The organism is Serratia liquefaciens ATCC 27592 (genome assembly GCF_000422085.1).
Lineage (GTDB): Bacteria > Pseudomonadota > Gammaproteobacteria > Enterobacterales > Enterobacteriaceae > Serratia > Serratia liquefaciens.
On record NC_021741.1, the window covers coordinates 906,733 to 922,848 of the forward strand.

17 protein-coding genes are annotated in these 16,116 nt (G+C 56.0%); 10 read left to right on the forward strand and 7 right to left on the reverse strand.

All coding sequences use genetic code 11. From position 1 onward, the window contains the following. Window positions 1-16 precede the first annotated feature (16 nt). On the forward strand, window positions 17-931 hold the full coding sequence (gene feaR, locus M495_RS04155; RefSeq protein ID WP_020825392.1) for a transcriptional regulator FeaR: 915 nt from the start codon (window positions 17-19) through the stop codon (window positions 929-931). Between the two features lie 200 nt (window positions 932-1,131). Here feaR and M495_RS04160 read toward each other — a convergent pair whose 3' ends face one another. The 3 genes from M495_RS04160 to tehB all read right to left on the reverse strand — a co-directional run bounded on the left by M495_RS04160 (window position 1,132) and on the right by tehB (window position 4,462). Then, the gene (locus M495_RS04160; protein ID WP_020825393.1) at window positions 1,132-2,631 is read right to left on the reverse strand and encodes an aldehyde dehydrogenase family protein; all 1,500 of its coding nucleotides are present in this window, start codon (window positions 2,629-2,631) and stop codon (window positions 1,132-1,134) included. A gap of 153 nt (window positions 2,632-2,784) precedes the next feature. After that, the gene (gene leuE / locus M495_RS04165) at window positions 2,785-3,423 is read right to left on the reverse strand and encodes a leucine efflux protein LeuE (protein ID WP_020825394.1); all 639 of its coding nucleotides are present in this window, start codon (window positions 3,421-3,423) and stop codon (window positions 2,785-2,787) included. Window positions 3,424-3,601: 178 nt separating this feature from the next. After that, window positions 3,602-4,462, reverse strand: coding sequence for an SAM-dependent methyltransferase TehB (gene tehB / locus M495_RS04170; protein WP_020825395.1), 861 nt, complete (start codon window positions 4,460-4,462; stop codon window positions 3,602-3,604). Window positions 4,463-4,745: 283 nt separating this feature from the next. Between tehB and M495_RS04175 the strand changes: the two genes are divergently transcribed. Next, complete coding sequence (locus M495_RS04175; protein WP_020825396.1) at window positions 4,746-5,864, forward strand: DUF1615 domain-containing protein; 1,119 nt, start codon at window positions 4,746-4,748, stop codon at window positions 5,862-5,864. A 99-nt stretch (window positions 5,865-5,963) separates the two neighbouring features. Here M495_RS04175 and M495_RS04180 read toward each other — a convergent pair whose 3' ends face one another. Then, window positions 5,964-7,640, reverse strand: a complete 1,677-nt coding sequence (locus M495_RS04180; RefSeq protein WP_020825397.1) for an alpha-keto acid decarboxylase family protein — start codon at window positions 7,638-7,640, stop codon at window positions 5,964-5,966. An 813-nt stretch (window positions 7,641-8,453) separates the two neighbouring features. Between M495_RS04180 and pagP the strand changes: the two genes are divergently transcribed. The 3 genes from pagP to M495_RS04195 all read left to right on the forward strand — a co-directional run bounded on the left by pagP (window position 8,454) and on the right by M495_RS04195 (window position 10,159). Continuing rightward, window positions 8,454-9,047, forward strand: coding sequence for a lipid IV(A) palmitoyltransferase PagP (gene pagP, locus M495_RS04185; protein ID WP_170868519.1), 594 nt, complete (start codon window positions 8,454-8,456; stop codon window positions 9,045-9,047). 250 nt (window positions 9,048-9,297) lie between these two features. Beyond that, window positions 9,298-9,783 (forward strand): DUF2501 domain-containing protein, encoded by a 486-nt coding sequence (locus M495_RS04190; RefSeq protein ID WP_020825399.1) that lies wholly within the window; start codon window positions 9,298-9,300, stop codon window positions 9,781-9,783. Between the two features lie 112 nt (window positions 9,784-9,895). Further along, on the forward strand, window positions 9,896-10,159 hold the full coding sequence (locus M495_RS04195; RefSeq protein ID WP_020825400.1) for a putative hemolysin: 264 nt from the start codon (window positions 9,896-9,898) through the stop codon (window positions 10,157-10,159). Between the two features lie 9 nt (window positions 10,160-10,168). Here M495_RS04195 and M495_RS04200 read toward each other — a convergent pair whose 3' ends face one another. Together M495_RS04200 and M495_RS04205 are read right to left on the reverse strand one after the other, a co-directional pair. After that, window positions 10,169-10,786, reverse strand: coding sequence for a hypothetical protein (locus tag M495_RS04200; protein ID WP_020825401.1), 618 nt, complete (start codon window positions 10,784-10,786; stop codon window positions 10,169-10,171). Between the two features lie 106 nt (window positions 10,787-10,892). Beyond that, a complete protein-coding gene (locus M495_RS04205) occupies window positions 10,893-11,582 on the reverse strand; it encodes a ZIP family metal transporter (protein ID WP_020825402.1) in 690 nt (229 codons plus the stop codon). 133 nt (window positions 11,583-11,715) lie between these two features. On the opposite strand from M495_RS04205, the gene M495_RS04210 reads away from it, so the two are divergent. Together M495_RS04210 and M495_RS04215 are read left to right on the forward strand one after the other, a co-directional pair. Beyond that, window positions 11,716-12,498, forward strand: a complete 783-nt coding sequence (locus M495_RS04210; RefSeq protein ID WP_020825403.1) for a DeoR/GlpR family DNA-binding transcription regulator — start codon at window positions 11,716-11,718, stop codon at window positions 12,496-12,498. 1 nt (window position 12,499) lies between these two features. Then, a complete protein-coding gene (locus tag M495_RS04215; protein WP_020825404.1) occupies window positions 12,500-12,883 on the forward strand; it encodes a VOC family protein in 384 nt (127 codons plus the stop codon). Here M495_RS04215 and M495_RS04220 read toward each other — a convergent pair whose 3' ends face one another. Then, a complete protein-coding gene (locus tag M495_RS04220) occupies window positions 12,884-13,792 on the reverse strand; it encodes a LysR family transcriptional regulator (RefSeq protein ID WP_020825405.1) in 909 nt (302 codons plus the stop codon). A gap of 129 nt (window positions 13,793-13,921) precedes the next feature. Here M495_RS04220 and M495_RS04225 point away from each other — a divergent pair, with 129 nt between their 5' ends. The 3 genes from M495_RS04225 (at window position 13,922) to M495_RS04235 (ending at window position 16,071) form a co-directional block, all read left to right on the forward strand. Then, on the forward strand, window positions 13,922-14,803 hold the full coding sequence (locus M495_RS04225; protein WP_020825406.1) for a pirin family protein: 882 nt from the start codon (window positions 13,922-13,924) through the stop codon (window positions 14,801-14,803). 137 nt (window positions 14,804-14,940) lie between these two features. Further along, complete coding sequence (ycaC, locus tag M495_RS04230; RefSeq protein ID WP_020825407.1) at window positions 14,941-15,567, forward strand: isochorismate family cysteine hydrolase YcaC; 627 nt, start codon at window positions 14,941-14,943, stop codon at window positions 15,565-15,567. Between the two features lie 171 nt (window positions 15,568-15,738). After that, on the forward strand, window positions 15,739-16,071 hold the full coding sequence (locus M495_RS04235; RefSeq protein WP_020825408.1) for a hypothetical protein: 333 nt from the start codon (window positions 15,739-15,741) through the stop codon (window positions 16,069-16,071). The last annotated feature ends 45 nt before the right edge of the window (window positions 16,072-16,116 follow it).

Sequence of the window (16,116 nt, forward strand, 5' to 3'; positions counted from 1 at the left end):
TGTGAAGGGGGGATCCATGGCAATTTCCGTACCGGTCAGGGAGGTTGGCTTCGAAGAGTGGTTGGCGAAAATCAACTCCGCCTGCGGCCGGTTCTGCGCCCGAACTCTGGGGCCGGGATTTAGCGGCGCGATGCAGGAGTTTCGTGCCCACGCGTTACGTATGAGCGTGGTGGATGCGACGCAAACCCGCCTGTATCGAACCCAAAAAGAAATTAACCGCAGCGACGGCTCGCATTTTTTCACGGTCTTTCAACTGCGCGGCAGTTCATTGATGGAGCAGGGTGACCGACAGGCAGTCTTGTCCGCCGGTGACGTCACGCTGATCGACGCTTCACGTACCAGCAGTTTTACCTTTCAACAGGACTCCCGCCAAATCTCATTACTGATGCCGCGCAGCTATTTCGAACGGTCGGCACGTTTTAGCGATCTGCAATTCGCACGACGGCTGGATGGGCAAAGCAGCATGGCGCGCCTCAGTCGGCAACTGGTCTTGGGCTGCATGCAGGACGCGCAGATGAGCGCACCGGAGAGCGAGGCGATACTCAGTGCCGTGGCAACTCTGTTGCGCCCGGCGCTGGTGGAACCTGAAGTGGGAGCGGAGGTTTTCCCGCAGGCTTTCACCCGAACGCTGGCGTTTATCGATACGCATATCCAGTCGCCGCAGTTGCGGCCTGAGTGGATCGCCGCTGAACTGGGCGTTTCGGTACGCAGCCTGTACCGGATGTTTGCCCGTCAGGGACTGGTGGTGGCGCAATATATCAAGCACCGCCGTCTTGATTTGTGCGCTCAGGCGCTACGCACGGCGCCTGAGCGGCAAAAGTTGGTCACTATCGGCCATGACTGGGGTTTTGCCGATCACAGCCATTTCTCCACCGCCTTCAAAAGCCGTTTTGGCGTTTCGCCCAGCGAATACCGCAAGCAGTATCAGTAGCGCCCTTAAGGCGCTACTCAGATTATTGACAAAGGGGGATAAAAGCGTGGTTTTTCCCCCTTTGAGTTATCAGCCGAAAATCAATAATTTGATTTTCCTGATCTATTTTCAAAACCTTTAGCGCCTGCTGACAAACATTTTATGTTTATCAGCAGTATCAGTAGCGCTCTGAAGGGCGCTACTGGCCATTAAGGCGCGGTTCAGTAACGAATGCACACCGATTTGGATTCGGTATAAGCATCCAGCCAGTCCGGGCCGAAATCACGGCCGCTACCCGATTGTTTGAAGCCGCCGAAAGGCATGTTGGCGTCGATCAGCGTATGGGTGTTGACCCACACCGTGCCGGCCTGAATTCGTGGCGTGAAGGCCATCGCCGCTTGCAGGCTGGTGGTCCACAGGCTGGCGGTCAGGCCGTAGTCGGTGTCGTTGGCTTTGCGCAACGCTTCTTCAGCATCCGCCACGCGGATCAGATTGACCACCGGGCCAAACACTTCTTCGCGCGTCAGGTTCAGCTTGTCGTCCGGGTTAATTACCAGCGTCGGCGGAATATAGAACCCTTGCGAGTCCGGCCCGGTCGCGCCGCTGATCAACTCAGCGTGCTTGGATCTGGCATCGTCCAGATAGGCCGCCACTTTATTGCGGTGGTCGCTGGAAACCAGTGGGTTGATCTGCGCACTGGCATCCATGCCCGGTCCGACGGACAGGGATTTCACCGCCAGCTCGAACCCGGCCACCAAAGTGTCGTAGATTGGCGCTTCAATATAAATCCGCGAGCTGGCGGCGCACACCTGCCCCTGGTTCAGGAAACTGCCCGCCATCAGGCCTTCGATAACCTGCTGCGGGTCGGCATCTTTCAGCACGATGGCCGGGTTTTTACCGCCCAGCTCCAGCGTCACGCGTGTCAGCCGGTCCGCCGCTGCGCGGGCGATGCCTTTGCCGACCGGCGTGGAGCCGGTGAAGCTCACTTTGGCGATCAGCGGGTGTTCGGTCAGCGCTTTGCCGCAGCCGGTACCTTTACCCGTCACCACGTTGAATACCCCCGGTGGAATGCCGGCTTCGGTCGCCAGTTCAGCCATGCGCAGCAGGGTGAGCGGTGTGGTCTCCGAGGGTTTGATCACGATGGAACAACCTGCGGCCAGCGCTGGCATCACTTTCCACATACCGATCATCAGCGGGAAGTTCCACGGCACAATGCCTGCCACCACGCCAATCGGCTCTTTACGGGTATACACCTGATATTTGGCCCCCGGCGGCATGGGGATCGACACGTCCAGGGTTTGGCCGGTGATCTTGGTAGTCAGCCCGGCGGTGTAGCGCATCCAGTTTAGCGTGCAGCCTACCTCGAACATGCGGGCAATATTGATCGACTTGCCCTGTTCCAGCGTTTCCAACTGGGCCAGTTCTTCGGTGTGTTGTTCAACCAAATCGGCATAGCGCAATAAAATACGCTCGCGCTCGGCAGGTAAACGTTGCGCCCAGACCCCAGAGGTAAAAGCCTGATGGGCTGATTGTACGGCGCGTGCGACGTCTTGCGCGTTGGCGTCGGCGGTGGAGGAAATTTGTTGTCCATTGGCGGGGTTATACACCGCCAGCCGGCCTTCGGCGGTGGAACCACACCATTGGCCGTCGATATACAGCCCATGATGGCGATCGAGAAAACGCGAAACGCTGTCCATCACTGCTACGTTATTGTCAGGCATATGCCCTCCTGTCAGACAAAAAAGGTCGCTATCGTTAACCTTAAAAGTCTATAGCAGGCAGAGAAGGAGGGCTTTCGTCTGTCTGACATTCGGTTTGTCGTGCGTGACAGAGTAGAGAAAACGGCTGAGGGGATCAGCCGTTAATGCGGCGAACTAGGAGCTGAGGGTGGCCAAACGAGTGGCGAAGCCGAGGAACAGCAGGCCGATCAGGCCATTACCCAGTTTTGCCAGGCCTTTCTTATGGTTAAAGAAGTGCGCCAGCATCGCGCCGGAGAAGATCAGCGTGGTCATGTAGATAAAACTGACCGATTCGAGGATCAGCGCCAGAATGGTGAACGACAGGCCGGTGTGCGCATAGTTGAAGTCGATAAACTGCACGAAGAACGACACGTAGAACAGGATCGCTTTCGGGTTGGTCAGGCTGAGCGTCAGCGATTTGCGCAGGATGCTGTGGCCGCCTTCAATCTGTTGTTGCTGCGCCGCATTTTTCTGGATAAAGGTGGCGTAGAGAATTTTCGCACCGAGGAACAGCAGGTAAATTGCGCCGAGAAAACGCACCAGGGTAAACAGGAACGGCGTGGTACGGATCAGTGAAGCCACGCCAATATAGGCGCAGAAAATCAGGATCGCATCGCCGATAAACACGCCCAGCGCGGCGGTATAACCGGCACGTACGCCACGTGTCACACCGGTCTTCAGTACGTACAGCGTATTCGGGCCTGGCAGAATGATGATAAATACCACCCCGGCCAGATAGGTCCAAAGATTCAGGACGCCAAAACTCTCTAACACAATAACCTCTCCATGCGCGGAACTGACAGCCAATAACACTGGCTACACCCGTAGCCGGGCGCGATCCTAACGCCGCAGCGGCGGGTTGGCAACGTATTAAACTTCATGTTGTTTGCCGTATTTTGCTACAGGTCGGCGCCAGTCAATACTGCATCGAGCGGCGCCAATTGAAGGGATTTTAGGGTTTACGCGCCAGCAGCGTGGCAAAGCGCAGTGAAATGCGGTTACCGGCGGCGTCGGTTTTGTGCAGTTGGCCGACATCCTCGTTGTACTTCAGGATTTCCCAGTCGGCGTAATACTCCTTAAGCTCGCCCGGTTTAAAGGTGAAGGGGAAGGGCAGACTGCAAGGGTAATCCGGAGTATCCATCGCGGCGACAATCAGGTTGTAACCGCCGTTCAGGGTGCTGTCCTGCATGTTTTTTACCAGCCCTGGAATTCGCTCGCGGCTGAGGAACATAAACACCACGGTGGAAAGAATAAAGTCGTAATCGCCGTTGAAGGTGTGAGCATTGAGGTCTTGCACGCTGGCGCGAATGTGCGTCAGTCCTTCGCTATCGATGATGCTATTGAGGTTGTCGATCGACGGGCCATGTTTGTCCCAGGCGGTGACGTCAAAGCCTTTCAGATTGAGATAGAGCGAGTTGCGCCCGCCGCCGCAGCCCAGATCCAGCGCTTTGCCGGGTTTTATGCGCTGCACGGCTTCGATCACCTCGGAATGGGTGCGCGTCAGTTGGTGCTTTTTGTGGTAGTAATCCTCCGGTGAACAGTAGAAAGCCAGTTGGCAGGTCATATCATCGGAAAATGAAACGATGCGGTGCCATTGCTGTGGTTCGATAAACGGCGGCTGGCTCTCAGGGCTGAACTGCCAGGTTTCGGTAGTTTCGCCATCTTCGGTCATCAACGCAAAGGTCAGGGTGCCGCTCAGCAGCGTGAGTTTGGCCCAGGTGCCGCTTTGGGTGTTGTGCTTTTGCTGGAAACTCTCCGGCAGCGTCACGCTGTTCCATACCTGCAGGGTTTTATAACACAGCAGCTCATTCATGCGTCTCTCCTCAAATTTTGCGTTGCCCCGGTGTGGGCGAATAAAATGATTTTATATGTTGCATATAAAATACATGTTTATCGGTTCGTTGAAAATGCCCGCGATCATGAAAGGTGTGATTAGAAGTGAGCAAGGCAAGATGCTTAACCCCACGGTCATTCCTTTAAGGTGTATTTCCTGGCAGACGCCTGCTCTCAGCTCCGAATCAACACATTTAGACTGGATCGGGGTCCGCTGCTGGGCTAACGTCACTGCAGTGTATGTCAAAACGATCAGGGAAAAGATGCCAATTCGCCGTTTTATCAACCCGATGACCTTGCGTCCGTTGAGCCTGGCCGCGCTGCTGGTGCTGGCCGGTTGTACCACGAAAACCACCACGACTTCACCGGTGCAACGCCCGGCTGACGTCAAAGCTCAACTGGTGCGTTTGATGCCGGCTAACACCGCCGATCGCCAGGGCTGGGCCACCGATATCACCGCCGCTTTTGCCGCACAGGGTATCGAGCCCAGCGACCAAAACCTGTGTTCAGTGCTGGCGGTAACCGAGCAGGAGTCGACCTTCCAGGCCAATCCGCCGGTGCCGGGGCTGCCCAAAATCGCCTGGAAAGAGATCGACCGCCGCGCTGATCAGTTGCATATTCCCAACTTTCTGGTGCATACCGCTTTGCTGATCAAGTCATCGAACGGCAAGAGCTACAGCGAGCGTTTGGATAAGGTTCGCACCGAAAAAGACCTGAGCGATATCTTTGACGATATGATTGATTCGGTGCCGATGGGGCAAAAGCTGTTTGGCAGCCTGAACCCGGTGCATACCGCCGGGCCGATGCAGGTCAGCATCGCCTTTGCCGAGGCGCATGCCAAAGGTTATCCGTATCCGATCGACGGCTCGATCCGCCGTGAAGTGTTCAGCCGCCGCGGCGGCATGTATTTCGGTATTGCCCACCTGTTGGGTTACCCGGCTGACTACAGCCAGCCGATCTACCGCTTCGCCGACTTCAATGCCGGTTGGTACGCCAGCCGCAACGCCGCTTTCCAAAGTGCGGTCAGCCGCACGACGGGCATTCCGTTGGCACTGGATGGCGACTTGATTAACTACGGCACCGACAAACCCGGCACCACCGAGCTGGCGGTGCGTACCCTCGGCAAGCGGCTCAATATGAGCGACTCGGCAATTCGCCGGGCGCTGGAGAAGGGGGACCTGCCCGAATTTGCCGATACCGACCTGTATGAGCGGGTGTATGCGCTGGCAGAGAAAACCACCGGCAAGAAACTGCCGCGGGAAATGCTGCCAGGCATTCAGTTGGAAAGCCCGAAAATCACCCGTAAGCTGACCACCGCCTGGTTTGCCAAACGGGTGGATGAGCGGCGCCAACGCTGCATGACGCGCGCTTCGGCAGGTTAAACCTGCGACAACACCCGCTGCTGCAAAGTTTGCAGCGGCAGGTGGTGCAAGGTCTGGAGGGATCCGCCGCGCATTGAGCTACGGCGGATGTTGACGCGGTTAAGCGCGACGCGGGTTGGTCAAGCCGAAGTTAAAGTTATTGCAGCGGTTGCAGAATTCCTTCATCACCGGCGGGGTGTCCATCATCGGCACCTTAACTTCGATAAAGGCCAGCCGCTCCTGACGCGAGGCGTGTTCCAGCGCCAATTCCAACTGGTGGGTAGTTTCTACCGCCACGCTGAACGGTTTCGCCTGGGTATTGAGCACCGCCGGCAGTTTGGCGTAGTCCCAGGGGCCGATATCGTTGTACGACGAGTTCTCGCCAAGAATATAACGTTCGATGGTGTAACCATCATTGTTAATCAAGAAGATAATCGGCTTCTGATCGTAGCGCAGCAGGGTGGAAACTTCCTGAGCGGTCAGTTGGAAAGAACCGTCGCCAATGAACAGCAGATGCCGGCGGTCTGGTGCGGCCATCATGGTCCCCAGCAGCGCCGGCAGGGTATAGCCAATCGAGCCCCAGATCGGTTGATTGACCACCTGAACACCGTCCGGCATACGCATGCCGCCAATCGCCGCGCCTGAGGTGCCATTCTCCACCACAATTACGTCATCGGCGCGAATAAAGCGTTGTATGCGTTGCCATAAATAAGCCTGATCGATAGGGGCATCGCTGGGCGTTGCCAACCGATGCCGCGCTTCAGGCAGGGGTGTCGGCGGGTGGCCTGTTACCTCTTCACCCAGTGCCAGCAGCGCCTGCAACAGGTCGGCGGTCGCCACTGCCGGGTAAGAGGTCGTGCCCAGCTTCACGGAGAACGGCTGAATATCAATTTGCGCGTCAGCCGGGATCTGGTGCGAAAAATACCCGGTTGTGGAGTCCACCAGGCGAACGCCAAAGCTCAGCACGCAGTCGGCGTGCGCCATATGTTCATAGAGTTCGGGGCGCGAAAGGTTGCCGCTGTAACCGCCCATCCAACCCGGCGTGGTTTCCGGAATGATGCATTTGGCCGTCGGCATATTGGTGAGGGGAATGGCAAATTTATGTGCGACCTCGATCACTAATTGCTGCAGTTGAAAGCGATCCACCATTTGGTCGACCAGAATAATCGATTTCTTTGCCTGTTTTATTCGCGCCAGCAATGCCATGGCCGCCAACTGGACATTATATTGGTCGCTGGCTGGCAATTGCGGCGCGACCATTGCCTGAGTGATTTCAATTTCCACATCACAAATATCAGAAGGTAACTGTAAATAAACCGGTTTCTTTTCCGTCCAGGCACGGGAAATAACGCGAGGGATCTCCACCGCCGCATTTTCTGGCGTGATCAACGCTTGGGCGACGGTGAATTGTTTAAAACAGTTCATGACGTTATCAAAATTGCCGTCCGCCAGCGTGTGGTGCAGCAGCTCATGATTTTTCATTGCGTGCAGCGGCGGGGTACCGGCCAGGCAGACAACCGGTGCGGACTCGGCGTAAGCCCCGGCAATGCCGGACAGCGCGGCCAGATCGCCGACGCCGTAGGTGGTGATCAGTGCCCCAGCCCCTTTTAACCGTGCATAACCGTCGGCCGCGTAGGATGCATTCAGCTCATTGCAGTTGCCAATAAATTCGATATTGCTGTCGTGCTCGATCAATTCCAGCAGCGCCAGATTATAGTCGCCGGGTACGCCATAAATACGATCGATGTTCAGGGTGCGGAGCTGTTGCAGGATGAATGCCCCGATAGTGATTTTCATGTGTTTCTCCGGATTTTTTATCTTTCTTTTATCAGGCAGAGAGCAGCAAATAACTTGCTGGCGATGTTGTGTTATGAGCAATTCAATAAACGTTCAGCCCTTGCAGACCGGGTCATGCTCATTAGCTTTAACAATTATTTAAACTATCGGCTTGTTCAAGTTGAGTGGGGCGCATGAGAGGGTAGTTTGTTGTATTTGCGGGTTTACGTTGGGGGTGAGGGGGATTAACCGCAGCGATGTTGTGGGTGGTATTTTTCACCAAATGTAATAGATATGTGAAATATGGCGACTGTGGCCGGAACATGGCGCACGGGATGATCACCGGTACTTTTGTCTGCCGCTAAAAATGACGGTGGGAAGTCATCCGTTTTCGCCGTTGCAGGTCTCTAAAACAGCGATGTAACTGCAAATTTACAGTCGTGTCGCCTGACAGGGCCTTGAGGTTATTGAGATTGCCGCAAAATGGGGGGAGAAAACCCACGAAAAGCGTGACGGCGATTACAGTTGCTCTTTGGGCGGCAGTAAAGATTTCGCTACGTTCAGAGCAGGAAAGAAGTTCGCTAGCAGGCTGGTGAGCCACCGGGTTTTACTTCGGCAGCGGCATTATTGCGGAGTATTCCGACAGACGGTGCATAGGGAGCGCAGTAGCCTGAGCGCCCGGAGTCGACCCGCCGGGCGCGTTTCCCTTTATCTGCGGCTAAACTTAACCAAGTGACAACGAGGTAGGAGAAAGCAGTTGGATAAATAAGATACAGCTTGATCTTGATGGGTCGATCGGTAAGAATCGCCGGCCTTATTTTTTACAGGAGTTTGATGATGTTTTTTAAACGGACAATTTTGGCTTGCTCAGTGGCGCTGCTATTTCCTGCACTACCTTCTTACGCTGAGGTTGGTGCAGAAAATGGCAGCGCGGCGCAGGCTGAAAAACCGGGGTTGTGGCAGCGTTTCACCGATAACGTGGCGGAAACCTGGAACAACTCGCCGAATAAAGACATTTATCTGCCGGCCATCACCTGGCATAACCGCTGGACTTACGACGACGAACATATCGATAAGTACAACGAGCGCCCCTGGGGCGCCGGCTATGGTATTTCGCGTTACGACAGCGACGGTGACTGGCACGGTATCTATCTGATGGCATTCAAGGATTCATTCAATAAGTGGGAGCCGATCGGCGGTTACGCTTATGAGAAGATCTGGCGTCCTCTGGACGACAAGGACTTCCGACTGGGTCTGGGCTTCACCGCCAGTGTCACTGCGCGAGATAACTGGAATTACATTCCTATCCCGGCCCCGTTGCCTTTGGCTTCTATCGGTTATAAGCGTCTGACCTTCCAGGCCACTTATATTCCTGGCACCTATAATAACGGCAACGTGTTCTTCGCCTGGCTGCGTTGGCAGTTCTGATCCCCAGCGGGTCGCCCAGTTTGGCGGCCCATAGCCCCCCGAGCTGTACATTCCTCGCTCAAAAAATTACCTGAATTCTGAAAAAACGCCGTATTGCCGGCTAAAAGGAACTTGTCGCCGTGGGTGGCGTCCCAAGAGGTGACCCGGCGCATTGCGCTGATTGCACACGATTCGCCCATCCGCTTTCTCCTGTTGCCAATGGCAAGGGGGGATGCTGAAAAGATGGCGAGATAAACAGGAGCTTTACCCCATGAACACCAAGCATCGTTTACTGCTGGCGCTGACATTGACTTCCGCCATGACTTGCGGCGCCGCTCAGGCAGCCGGCCTGATGGATTCCCTCAGCAGCGCGGCCGGTGAACTGAGTAAATCGGGTGGCAGCACCAGTGGCACTTCACTGTCTTCCCTGACCGGTTTACTGAACGGTGGCGACAAAGCGCTGAGCTCCAGCAGCATGACCAACGCGGCCGGCATCTTGCAGTACTGCGTGAAAAATAACGTCCTGTCGGCCAACGGCACCGAAGCGGTGAAAGACCAACTGCTGAGCAAATTGGGCATCACCAGCACGGAGAACGCTAAAAGCCAGGACTACCAGCAAGGGCTGGGCGGTCTGCTGAAAACCGGCGAAGGCAAGAGTCTGGATCTGAACAGCCTGGGCACTTCGCAAATCACTGAAAAAGTGAAGCAAAAAGCCTGTGATTTGGTCCTGAAACAGGGCGCGTCCTTTATTTCCTGATAGCTTGAACGGCGGTATGCTCCGGCTGCCGCCGTTTTTAACTTTCCCCGCCGTATTTCAAACGGGCCGGCTATCTGCGACGTGAAATAGACCGGGAGTGGTAAGAGAAAAAATGAAAAAAATTCTGATGGTTTCCCTGCTGGCAGGGATGGCGATATTACAGGGCTGCAGCATGAAATCTAACGATGCGCCACCGCCGCCGCAGGTAAAACCAATTGGCATGGCGAACCCGGCGGACGTGTATTGCACCAAGATCGGCGGCAAGCTGAACGCCAAGCAAAATGCTGACGGCCAGTATTCCACCTGTACCTTGCCGAACGGTCAGGAAATCGAAAGCTGGGAATTATTCCGCCGCGATCATCCGGTGAAGAAATAAGCCTCGCGATTAAAACTCGCGGTCGCTGATCGGCTGGTATTGCACACTGCCGTCCGTTTGCAGTTTCAGCGACAGCCGCCAATCCTGATGACGACTCAGGGTGAAAGGTTTGGAGCGGAAGTTACAGCCGGTTTTGATGTTTTTAATTTTCATCACGTATTCCCCGGCCGGGTTGGTTTTGATATTAAAACTGCCGGCTGCGGGAATAAAAACTTCCGCCAAACGCTGTGGCGCGCCCGGCGTCTCCAGTTTGACCAACACCGCAAAATTGTTGTTTTGATTATCCAGCGTCAGTTGTTGCAGTGGGTTGGCGGCTTTGCCTTCCGGCTGATGCAGGTAGCCGGCCGAAAGAGGCCAGGGTTGCCCGGCATTGTCATGCAGCGGGCCACCACACTGTTCGCGTGCTTCGCGCATCGGCATTTCACGCTGGATGGCCCGGTTGTAATCTGTGGTAGCCGTCGCGACAAACTCATCGTCATTTTGATCGGCTCGCAGATAGCGTTTGGCGCTGAAAACCCCAGCGGCAATCAGCATAAAGAAGATAAAAATCGTCAGGCGGCTCCTGAAAATGCCCCCAAACAGCCTGCCCGGCAATTGAAATAGCCACTTCGCAATTTTTGACAGCATCCTTTTCCCTTAGCGCCCAAGCCGTTACGTTCTGCGGTAACCTTGCTCGCCTCAGTATAGCCAAATCACTTGGGGTGAGGTAATAACCCCGTAAAATTCCTGAGTTTTAACCCATCCCTTCTTCCAGCAGCAACAGCAGTAAAAAACCGACAAAAAACATCGCGGTGGCGAGCGGGGTATCTTTACCTCCTTCATGCGCCTCAACCAGCAACTCCTCCGTGACCAAATAGAGCAAGGCAATCAGGCCGAAGGCCAGAAACGCGGTTAGCCAGAATGCCCCCAGCATGGCAATCGGCGCACCCAGCATACCGCCTAGTGGCAACAGCAGAGCCAGGCCGCCAATCGCCAGCATGGCTTTTATCCGTCGGCCGAAAAAATCACGTAAATCGCCCACGATCGACAGCCCCAGAAACAGCACTTCCAACGTTAGCGCGAGCGTCAATAACAGGCCCGCTTTTGCACCGGCAGCGAAGGCGATGCCCAGCACCAGGCCATCGATAAAAATATCCACGCCGACGGTTGCCACAAAGCCCACCGGCCCCTGAGCCCGTTCGCCCAAACGCCTGACCAGCAGCATCATCAGCACACCTGCGGCACCACCGAGCAGTACTGCCCAGGGCGATTGTTGCTTGAGGTCGGGCAGAATTTCGGTCGCGGCCGCGGCAAAGACGATACCAGCGGTAAAGTGATGAATGATGCGCATGGCGGCATCGCCAGGGCGGCGGTACAGCGCGATGGCGGCGCCAATGACGGTCGCTGCGGCGGGGAATAAGGTATAAAGCACGGCTGAGGTCATCAATAGTCCTTTATTTGAGACGTAAAGTTTCAGTCTAGCCCAGTGCTACCCTTTCGTAGCGTTGCATAAAAATTTGTACGTTTATGCACGTTTGTGTACATTTGTGATCACTTGTTCGCCATCGAGAAACCGAATGTCCAAAATGTTGCCCAATCAGCGCCACGACGCGATCCTCGCTACCTTGCAGCAGCAGGGGCGAGTACTGGCGGTTGAAATGGCGGAACGCCTGAACACCACCGAGGCCACCATTCGGCGCGATCTGCGCCAGTTGGCGGCACAAAACCTGTGTAAACGCATTTATGGCGGTGCTCTGGCACCCACGCCGGCAACCGGCCCTATCAGCGCAAGGCTGCAATTGAGCGGTGACGAGAAGCAGGCACTGGCGCTGGCTGCGCTGGCATTGGTCAAGGAAGGGCAGGTTATTTTCCTCGATGCCGGCAGTACCCACCTTTATTTAGCCGAGCTGTTGCCGCGCGATTTGCGGCTGACGGTGGTGACTAACGCATTGACTATTGCCGGCAAAATGCTGGACCAGCCGGGGATCCGCACGATTTTAATCGGCGGCGAGCTGGATGCCGACATTGGCGGCTGTGTGGACGCCAAGGCGGTACAGGAAATCGACGATTTTTACTTTGATCTCGCTTTCGTCGGCATTTGTGCTTATGACCCGGGCTGCGGTTTCTCGGCGCTGAATTATCAGGATGCCCAGTTCAAGAAGCGTCTGCTGGCGCGGTCAGGCAACTTGGCGGTGCTATGTACCGGCGACAAACTCAACACCTATGCCCCCTACAGCTTTCTGCCCGCCCATCGGGTCGATTATTTAGTCACGCCACCTGGCCGTCATCCGCAGCTCGAACAGCAGATCACGCACAGTGGCGGCAAAGTGTTGTACAGCGATTCACCCATTGGAGACTGAGATGAAAATAGCCCATGTTGCACTCTGGACCCGCGATATTGATGCCCAGGTGACGTTCTGGCAGCGGTATTTTGACGGCGTTGCCGGGGAACAATACGTTAGCCGGAACCGTCCGGGGTTTGTTTCCCGCTTTGTCAGCCTTGCGGCGGGGCCAACGCTGGAAATCATGAGTTTGCCGGATCTGCTGTCAGCGGAGCAGGCCAGTGAACGTGTGGGTTGGGCGCATATTGCTTTGTCGGTGGGAGAGGAAAGCCGTGTCGATCAGTTGGCGCAGCGCGCGCAGCAGGAGGGGATCCTGCAGGCGGCGCCACGCTGGACAGGGGACGGTTTTTATGAGGCGATCATCCGTGATCCGGACGGTAACGCCATCGAAATCACCGCCTGATCACTCCTCTTCGATGCTGGCGAACTGCTGCCCCAAATAGTCGAGCAGCAGCCGCACCGCCGGCAGCAGGCCGCGGCGTGACGGGTAAACCGCATGCACCACGCCGCCCTGCGGTTGCCAACCCGGCAGCAACTGCACCAACTCACCGCGCAGCATATCGTCACGCATCATCATTGACGGCAATTGCACGATCCCTGCACCGGCAATCGCCGCAGTTCGCAGCATCAGCATATCGTCCGTCACCAGCCGTGGCCTGTGTTCCCACTCCATTTTTTCTCCCTGCGGCCCGGTCAACTGCCACAGGTGCTGTGCGCGTGCCGGACCGAGATCCAGGGTGGGGTATTTATGCAGCTCTTCCGGTTTTTCCACTGGGCCCAGGGTTCGAACCAGCGCCGGGCTGGCGGCGATGCACCAGGTGCGCTGCGCCAAAATTTTCAGTACCAGATCGCTGTCTTCCAGCGGCGGCGGCCGCACGCGGATGGCCAGATCCAGGCCTTCACCCACCACATCTACCCGGCGATTAGTCGCTTCCAGATGCACCGTGACCTTCGGGTAATCGGCCATAAAGGCCGCCACCATGCTACCGACCCGGGTGTGCAGAATGGCCACCGGGCAAGTCATGCGCACCGTGCCACAGGGTTCGGCGCGGGTTTGTTCGATGGCTTGCTGTGCGGCATCGGCTTCTACCAGCATGGCCTTGCAGTGCGCATAGTAATTCAGACCGACGTCGGTGACGGAAAACCGTCGCGTCGAGCGTTGGATCAGGCGTACGCCCAGGCGTTCTTCCAGTAGCGCTATGCGTCGACTCAGTTTGGACTTGGGGATACCCAGCGCCCGGCCGGCGGGGGCGAAGCCCTGATGGTCGACTACGCTGGCGAAATAAAACAGATCGTTCAAATCGGTGAACATTGCCTGCCCTTACCATCGTTCTATATGTAGAACACTGAGTGTACATCTTGCCTACTACTGCGGCAAACGCCGCAGGATTAAACTTCTGACATCAACTTAAGGTCGTGAGACCTGAAACAGGAGTTCAAGATGAAAAAGATCCTCGGTATTTACAACAGCCCTGAAGCCCACTGGGTCGGCAACGGTTTCCTGGTGAATTCGCTGTTCTCCTATAACGATTTGGGGGCAGAAATGAGCCCGTTCCTGCTGTTGGATCATGCTGCGCCAACCAAGTTCCGCTCTGCCTCCGGCACCCGCGGCGTGGGTCAGCATCCGCATCGCGGGTTTGAAACGGTCACCATCGTCTACCAAGGCGAAGTGGAGCACCGTGATTCCACTGGCAGCGGCGGGGTGATTGGCCCCGGTGACGTACAGTGGATGACCGCCGCCTCGGGTATTTTGCACGAAGAGTTCCATTCACGGGATTTCTCGCGCAACGGCGGCACCATGGAAATGGTTCAGCTGTGGGTGAACCTGCCGGCCAAGGACAAAATGGCTGAGCCGGGTTACCAGACGCTGCTGAATGCGGATATCCCGGTGGTTCCACTGGCGGATGGCGCAGGCCAGGTGCGGGTGATTGCCGGTAACTTCGGCGGCCACGCCGGTCCGGCACGTACTTTTAGCCCGCTTAATGTCTGGGACATGAAGCTGAATGCCGGTCATACCACCACGTTGACGGTGGAGGAAGGGCATACGCTGGCGCTGGTGATACTGCATGGCGCGATTCATGTTAACGGTGAAGAAGTGGTGCGCGAAACCCAAATGGTCAGGTTTGACCGTGCAGGGGATTCAATCACCCTCGAAGCCAACAATGATGTCAGCTTGCTGGTACTGAGCGGCGAGCCGATCGATGAGCCTATCGTCGGTTATGGCCCGTTCGTGATGAACAGCGACGCGGAAATCCAGCAGGCTTTCCGTGACTTCAACGGCGGCAAGTTCGGCAGCATGACGGCAGAGAACCACGCCGGCTAAGCCCTCACCGCATATCTTAGAGCCGATCCGGAAAAACACCTCCGGATCCGGTTCTACACTTAGGTAACCTTTGCACTTTGGCCTCTTGGCCAAGGCAACCTTTAACCGCAATAATCAACACCCCACAGGAGTAAACCATGACTGCAAATTACAAACGCCTCGATAAGGATCAGGCTGCCGTTTTGCTGGTGGATCATCAGGCAGGGCTGCTTTCACTGGTACGCGATATCGATCCCGATCGTTTTAAAAACAACGTACTGGCACTGGGTGATTTAGCGAAGTATTTTAACCTGCCGACTATTTTGACCACCAGCTTCGAAGACGGCCCCAACGGCCCGCTGGTCCCTGAACTCAAAGCTCAATTCCCCGATGCACCCTTTATTCCACGCCCTGGGCAGATAAATGCCTGGGATAACGACGACTTCGTCAAGGCAGTGAAAGCCACCGGCCGCAAACAGTTGATTATCGCCGGTGTCGTCACCGAAGTGTGCGTGGCCTTCCCGGCGTTGTCTGCCCTGAGCGAAGGTTTCGAAGTGTTCGTAGTCACCGATGCTTCCGGCACCTTCAACGAGCTGACGCGTCAATCGGCCTGGAGCCGTATGGAAGCCGAAGGCGCGCAACTGATGACCTGGTTTGGCGTCGCGTGTGAGCTGCACCGCGACTGGCGCAACGATGTCGAAGGGCTGGGGGCCTTGTTCTCCAACCACATTCCCGATTACCGCAACCTGATGACCAGCTACAGCACGCTGACCAAAGGCAAGTAATCAAAATAGAAAGAAAAGCCGAACGACCTTTACACAATCCTTAAGCTTTCATCACGTTAGCGGAGAGATGTAAGCAAAGATCATCGGGATGCAAAGGTCGTGAAAAGCGGCTTTCTCATCGGCCGGGGGCGGGGTAGGTTAGGCCCAATCCCGGCAAATGAGATCGACAACATGAAAAATGCAATCAAAGTACTGACGCTTCCTGTGCTGGCTGCCGTGACGCTGTTCAGCGTTAGCGCGCTTTCCGCTCCGGCTCCGGTAGAAAAAAACGTCCCCCCTGCAGAACAGCAGTTCCGCTTACCTCCTTTCCCTGGTGGGCATATGCCTAAACCGGGCTTCTGCCACGGCGGTGAGCTGTTCTGTGCGACTTCCGCCAGCGATAATCCCACTGAAACCATCAATAAGCTGACTTCGGTGATCCCTGCCGGTAACGCCAAGCATTACGAAGTACGAATCTCGGTAGTGGCATTGCCGGATACGCCACCTGCGTCCCCAGCGCCGTAAGCGGCCCCGCTGGTTCTGAAGGGGAATGCGCGTTAGTCTGGGGTA

Coding starts and splice junctions, on each gene's coding strand:
- feaR (WP_020825392.1), top strand. CDS start 17: ATGGCAATTTCCGTACCGGTCAGGGAGGTTGGCTTCGAAGAGTGGTTG.
- M495_RS04160 (WP_020825393.1), bottom strand. CDS start 2,631: ATGCCTGACAATAACGTAGCAGTGATGGACAGCGTTTCGCGTTTTCTC.
- tehB (WP_020825395.1), bottom strand. CDS start 4,462: ATGAATGAGCTGCTGTGTTATAAAACCCTGCAGGTATGGAACAGCGTG.
- M495_RS04175 (WP_020825396.1), top strand. CDS start 4,746: ATGCCAATTCGCCGTTTTATCAACCCGATGACCTTGCGTCCGTTGAGC.
- M495_RS04180 (WP_020825397.1), bottom strand. CDS start 7,640: ATGAAAATCACTATCGGGGCATTCATCCTGCAACAGCTCCGCACCCTG.
- pagP (WP_170868519.1), top strand. CDS start 8,454: ATGATGTTTTTTAAACGGACAATTTTGGCTTGCTCAGTGGCGCTGCTA.
- M495_RS04190 (WP_020825399.1), top strand. CDS start 9,298: ATGAACACCAAGCATCGTTTACTGCTGGCGCTGACATTGACTTCCGCC.
- M495_RS04195 (WP_020825400.1), top strand. CDS start 9,896: ATGAAAAAAATTCTGATGGTTTCCCTGCTGGCAGGGATGGCGATATTA.
- M495_RS04200 (WP_020825401.1), bottom strand. CDS start 10,786: ATGCTGTCAAAAATTGCGAAGTGGCTATTTCAATTGCCGGGCAGGCTG.
- M495_RS04205 (WP_020825402.1), bottom strand. CDS start 11,582: ATGACCTCAGCCGTGCTTTATACCTTATTCCCCGCCGCAGCGACCGTC.
- M495_RS04210 (WP_020825403.1), top strand. CDS start 11,716: ATGTCCAAAATGTTGCCCAATCAGCGCCACGACGCGATCCTCGCTACC.
- M495_RS04215 (WP_020825404.1), top strand. CDS start 12,500: ATGAAAATAGCCCATGTTGCACTCTGGACCCGCGATATTGATGCCCAG.
- M495_RS04220 (WP_020825405.1), bottom strand. CDS start 13,792: ATGTTCACCGATTTGAACGATCTGTTTTATTTCGCCAGCGTAGTCGAC.
- M495_RS04225 (WP_020825406.1), top strand. CDS start 13,922: ATGAAAAAGATCCTCGGTATTTACAACAGCCCTGAAGCCCACTGGGTC.
- ycaC (WP_020825407.1), top strand. CDS start 14,941: ATGACTGCAAATTACAAACGCCTCGATAAGGATCAGGCTGCCGTTTTG.
- M495_RS04235 (WP_020825408.1), top strand. CDS start 15,739: ATGAAAAATGCAATCAAAGTACTGACGCTTCCTGTGCTGGCTGCCGTG.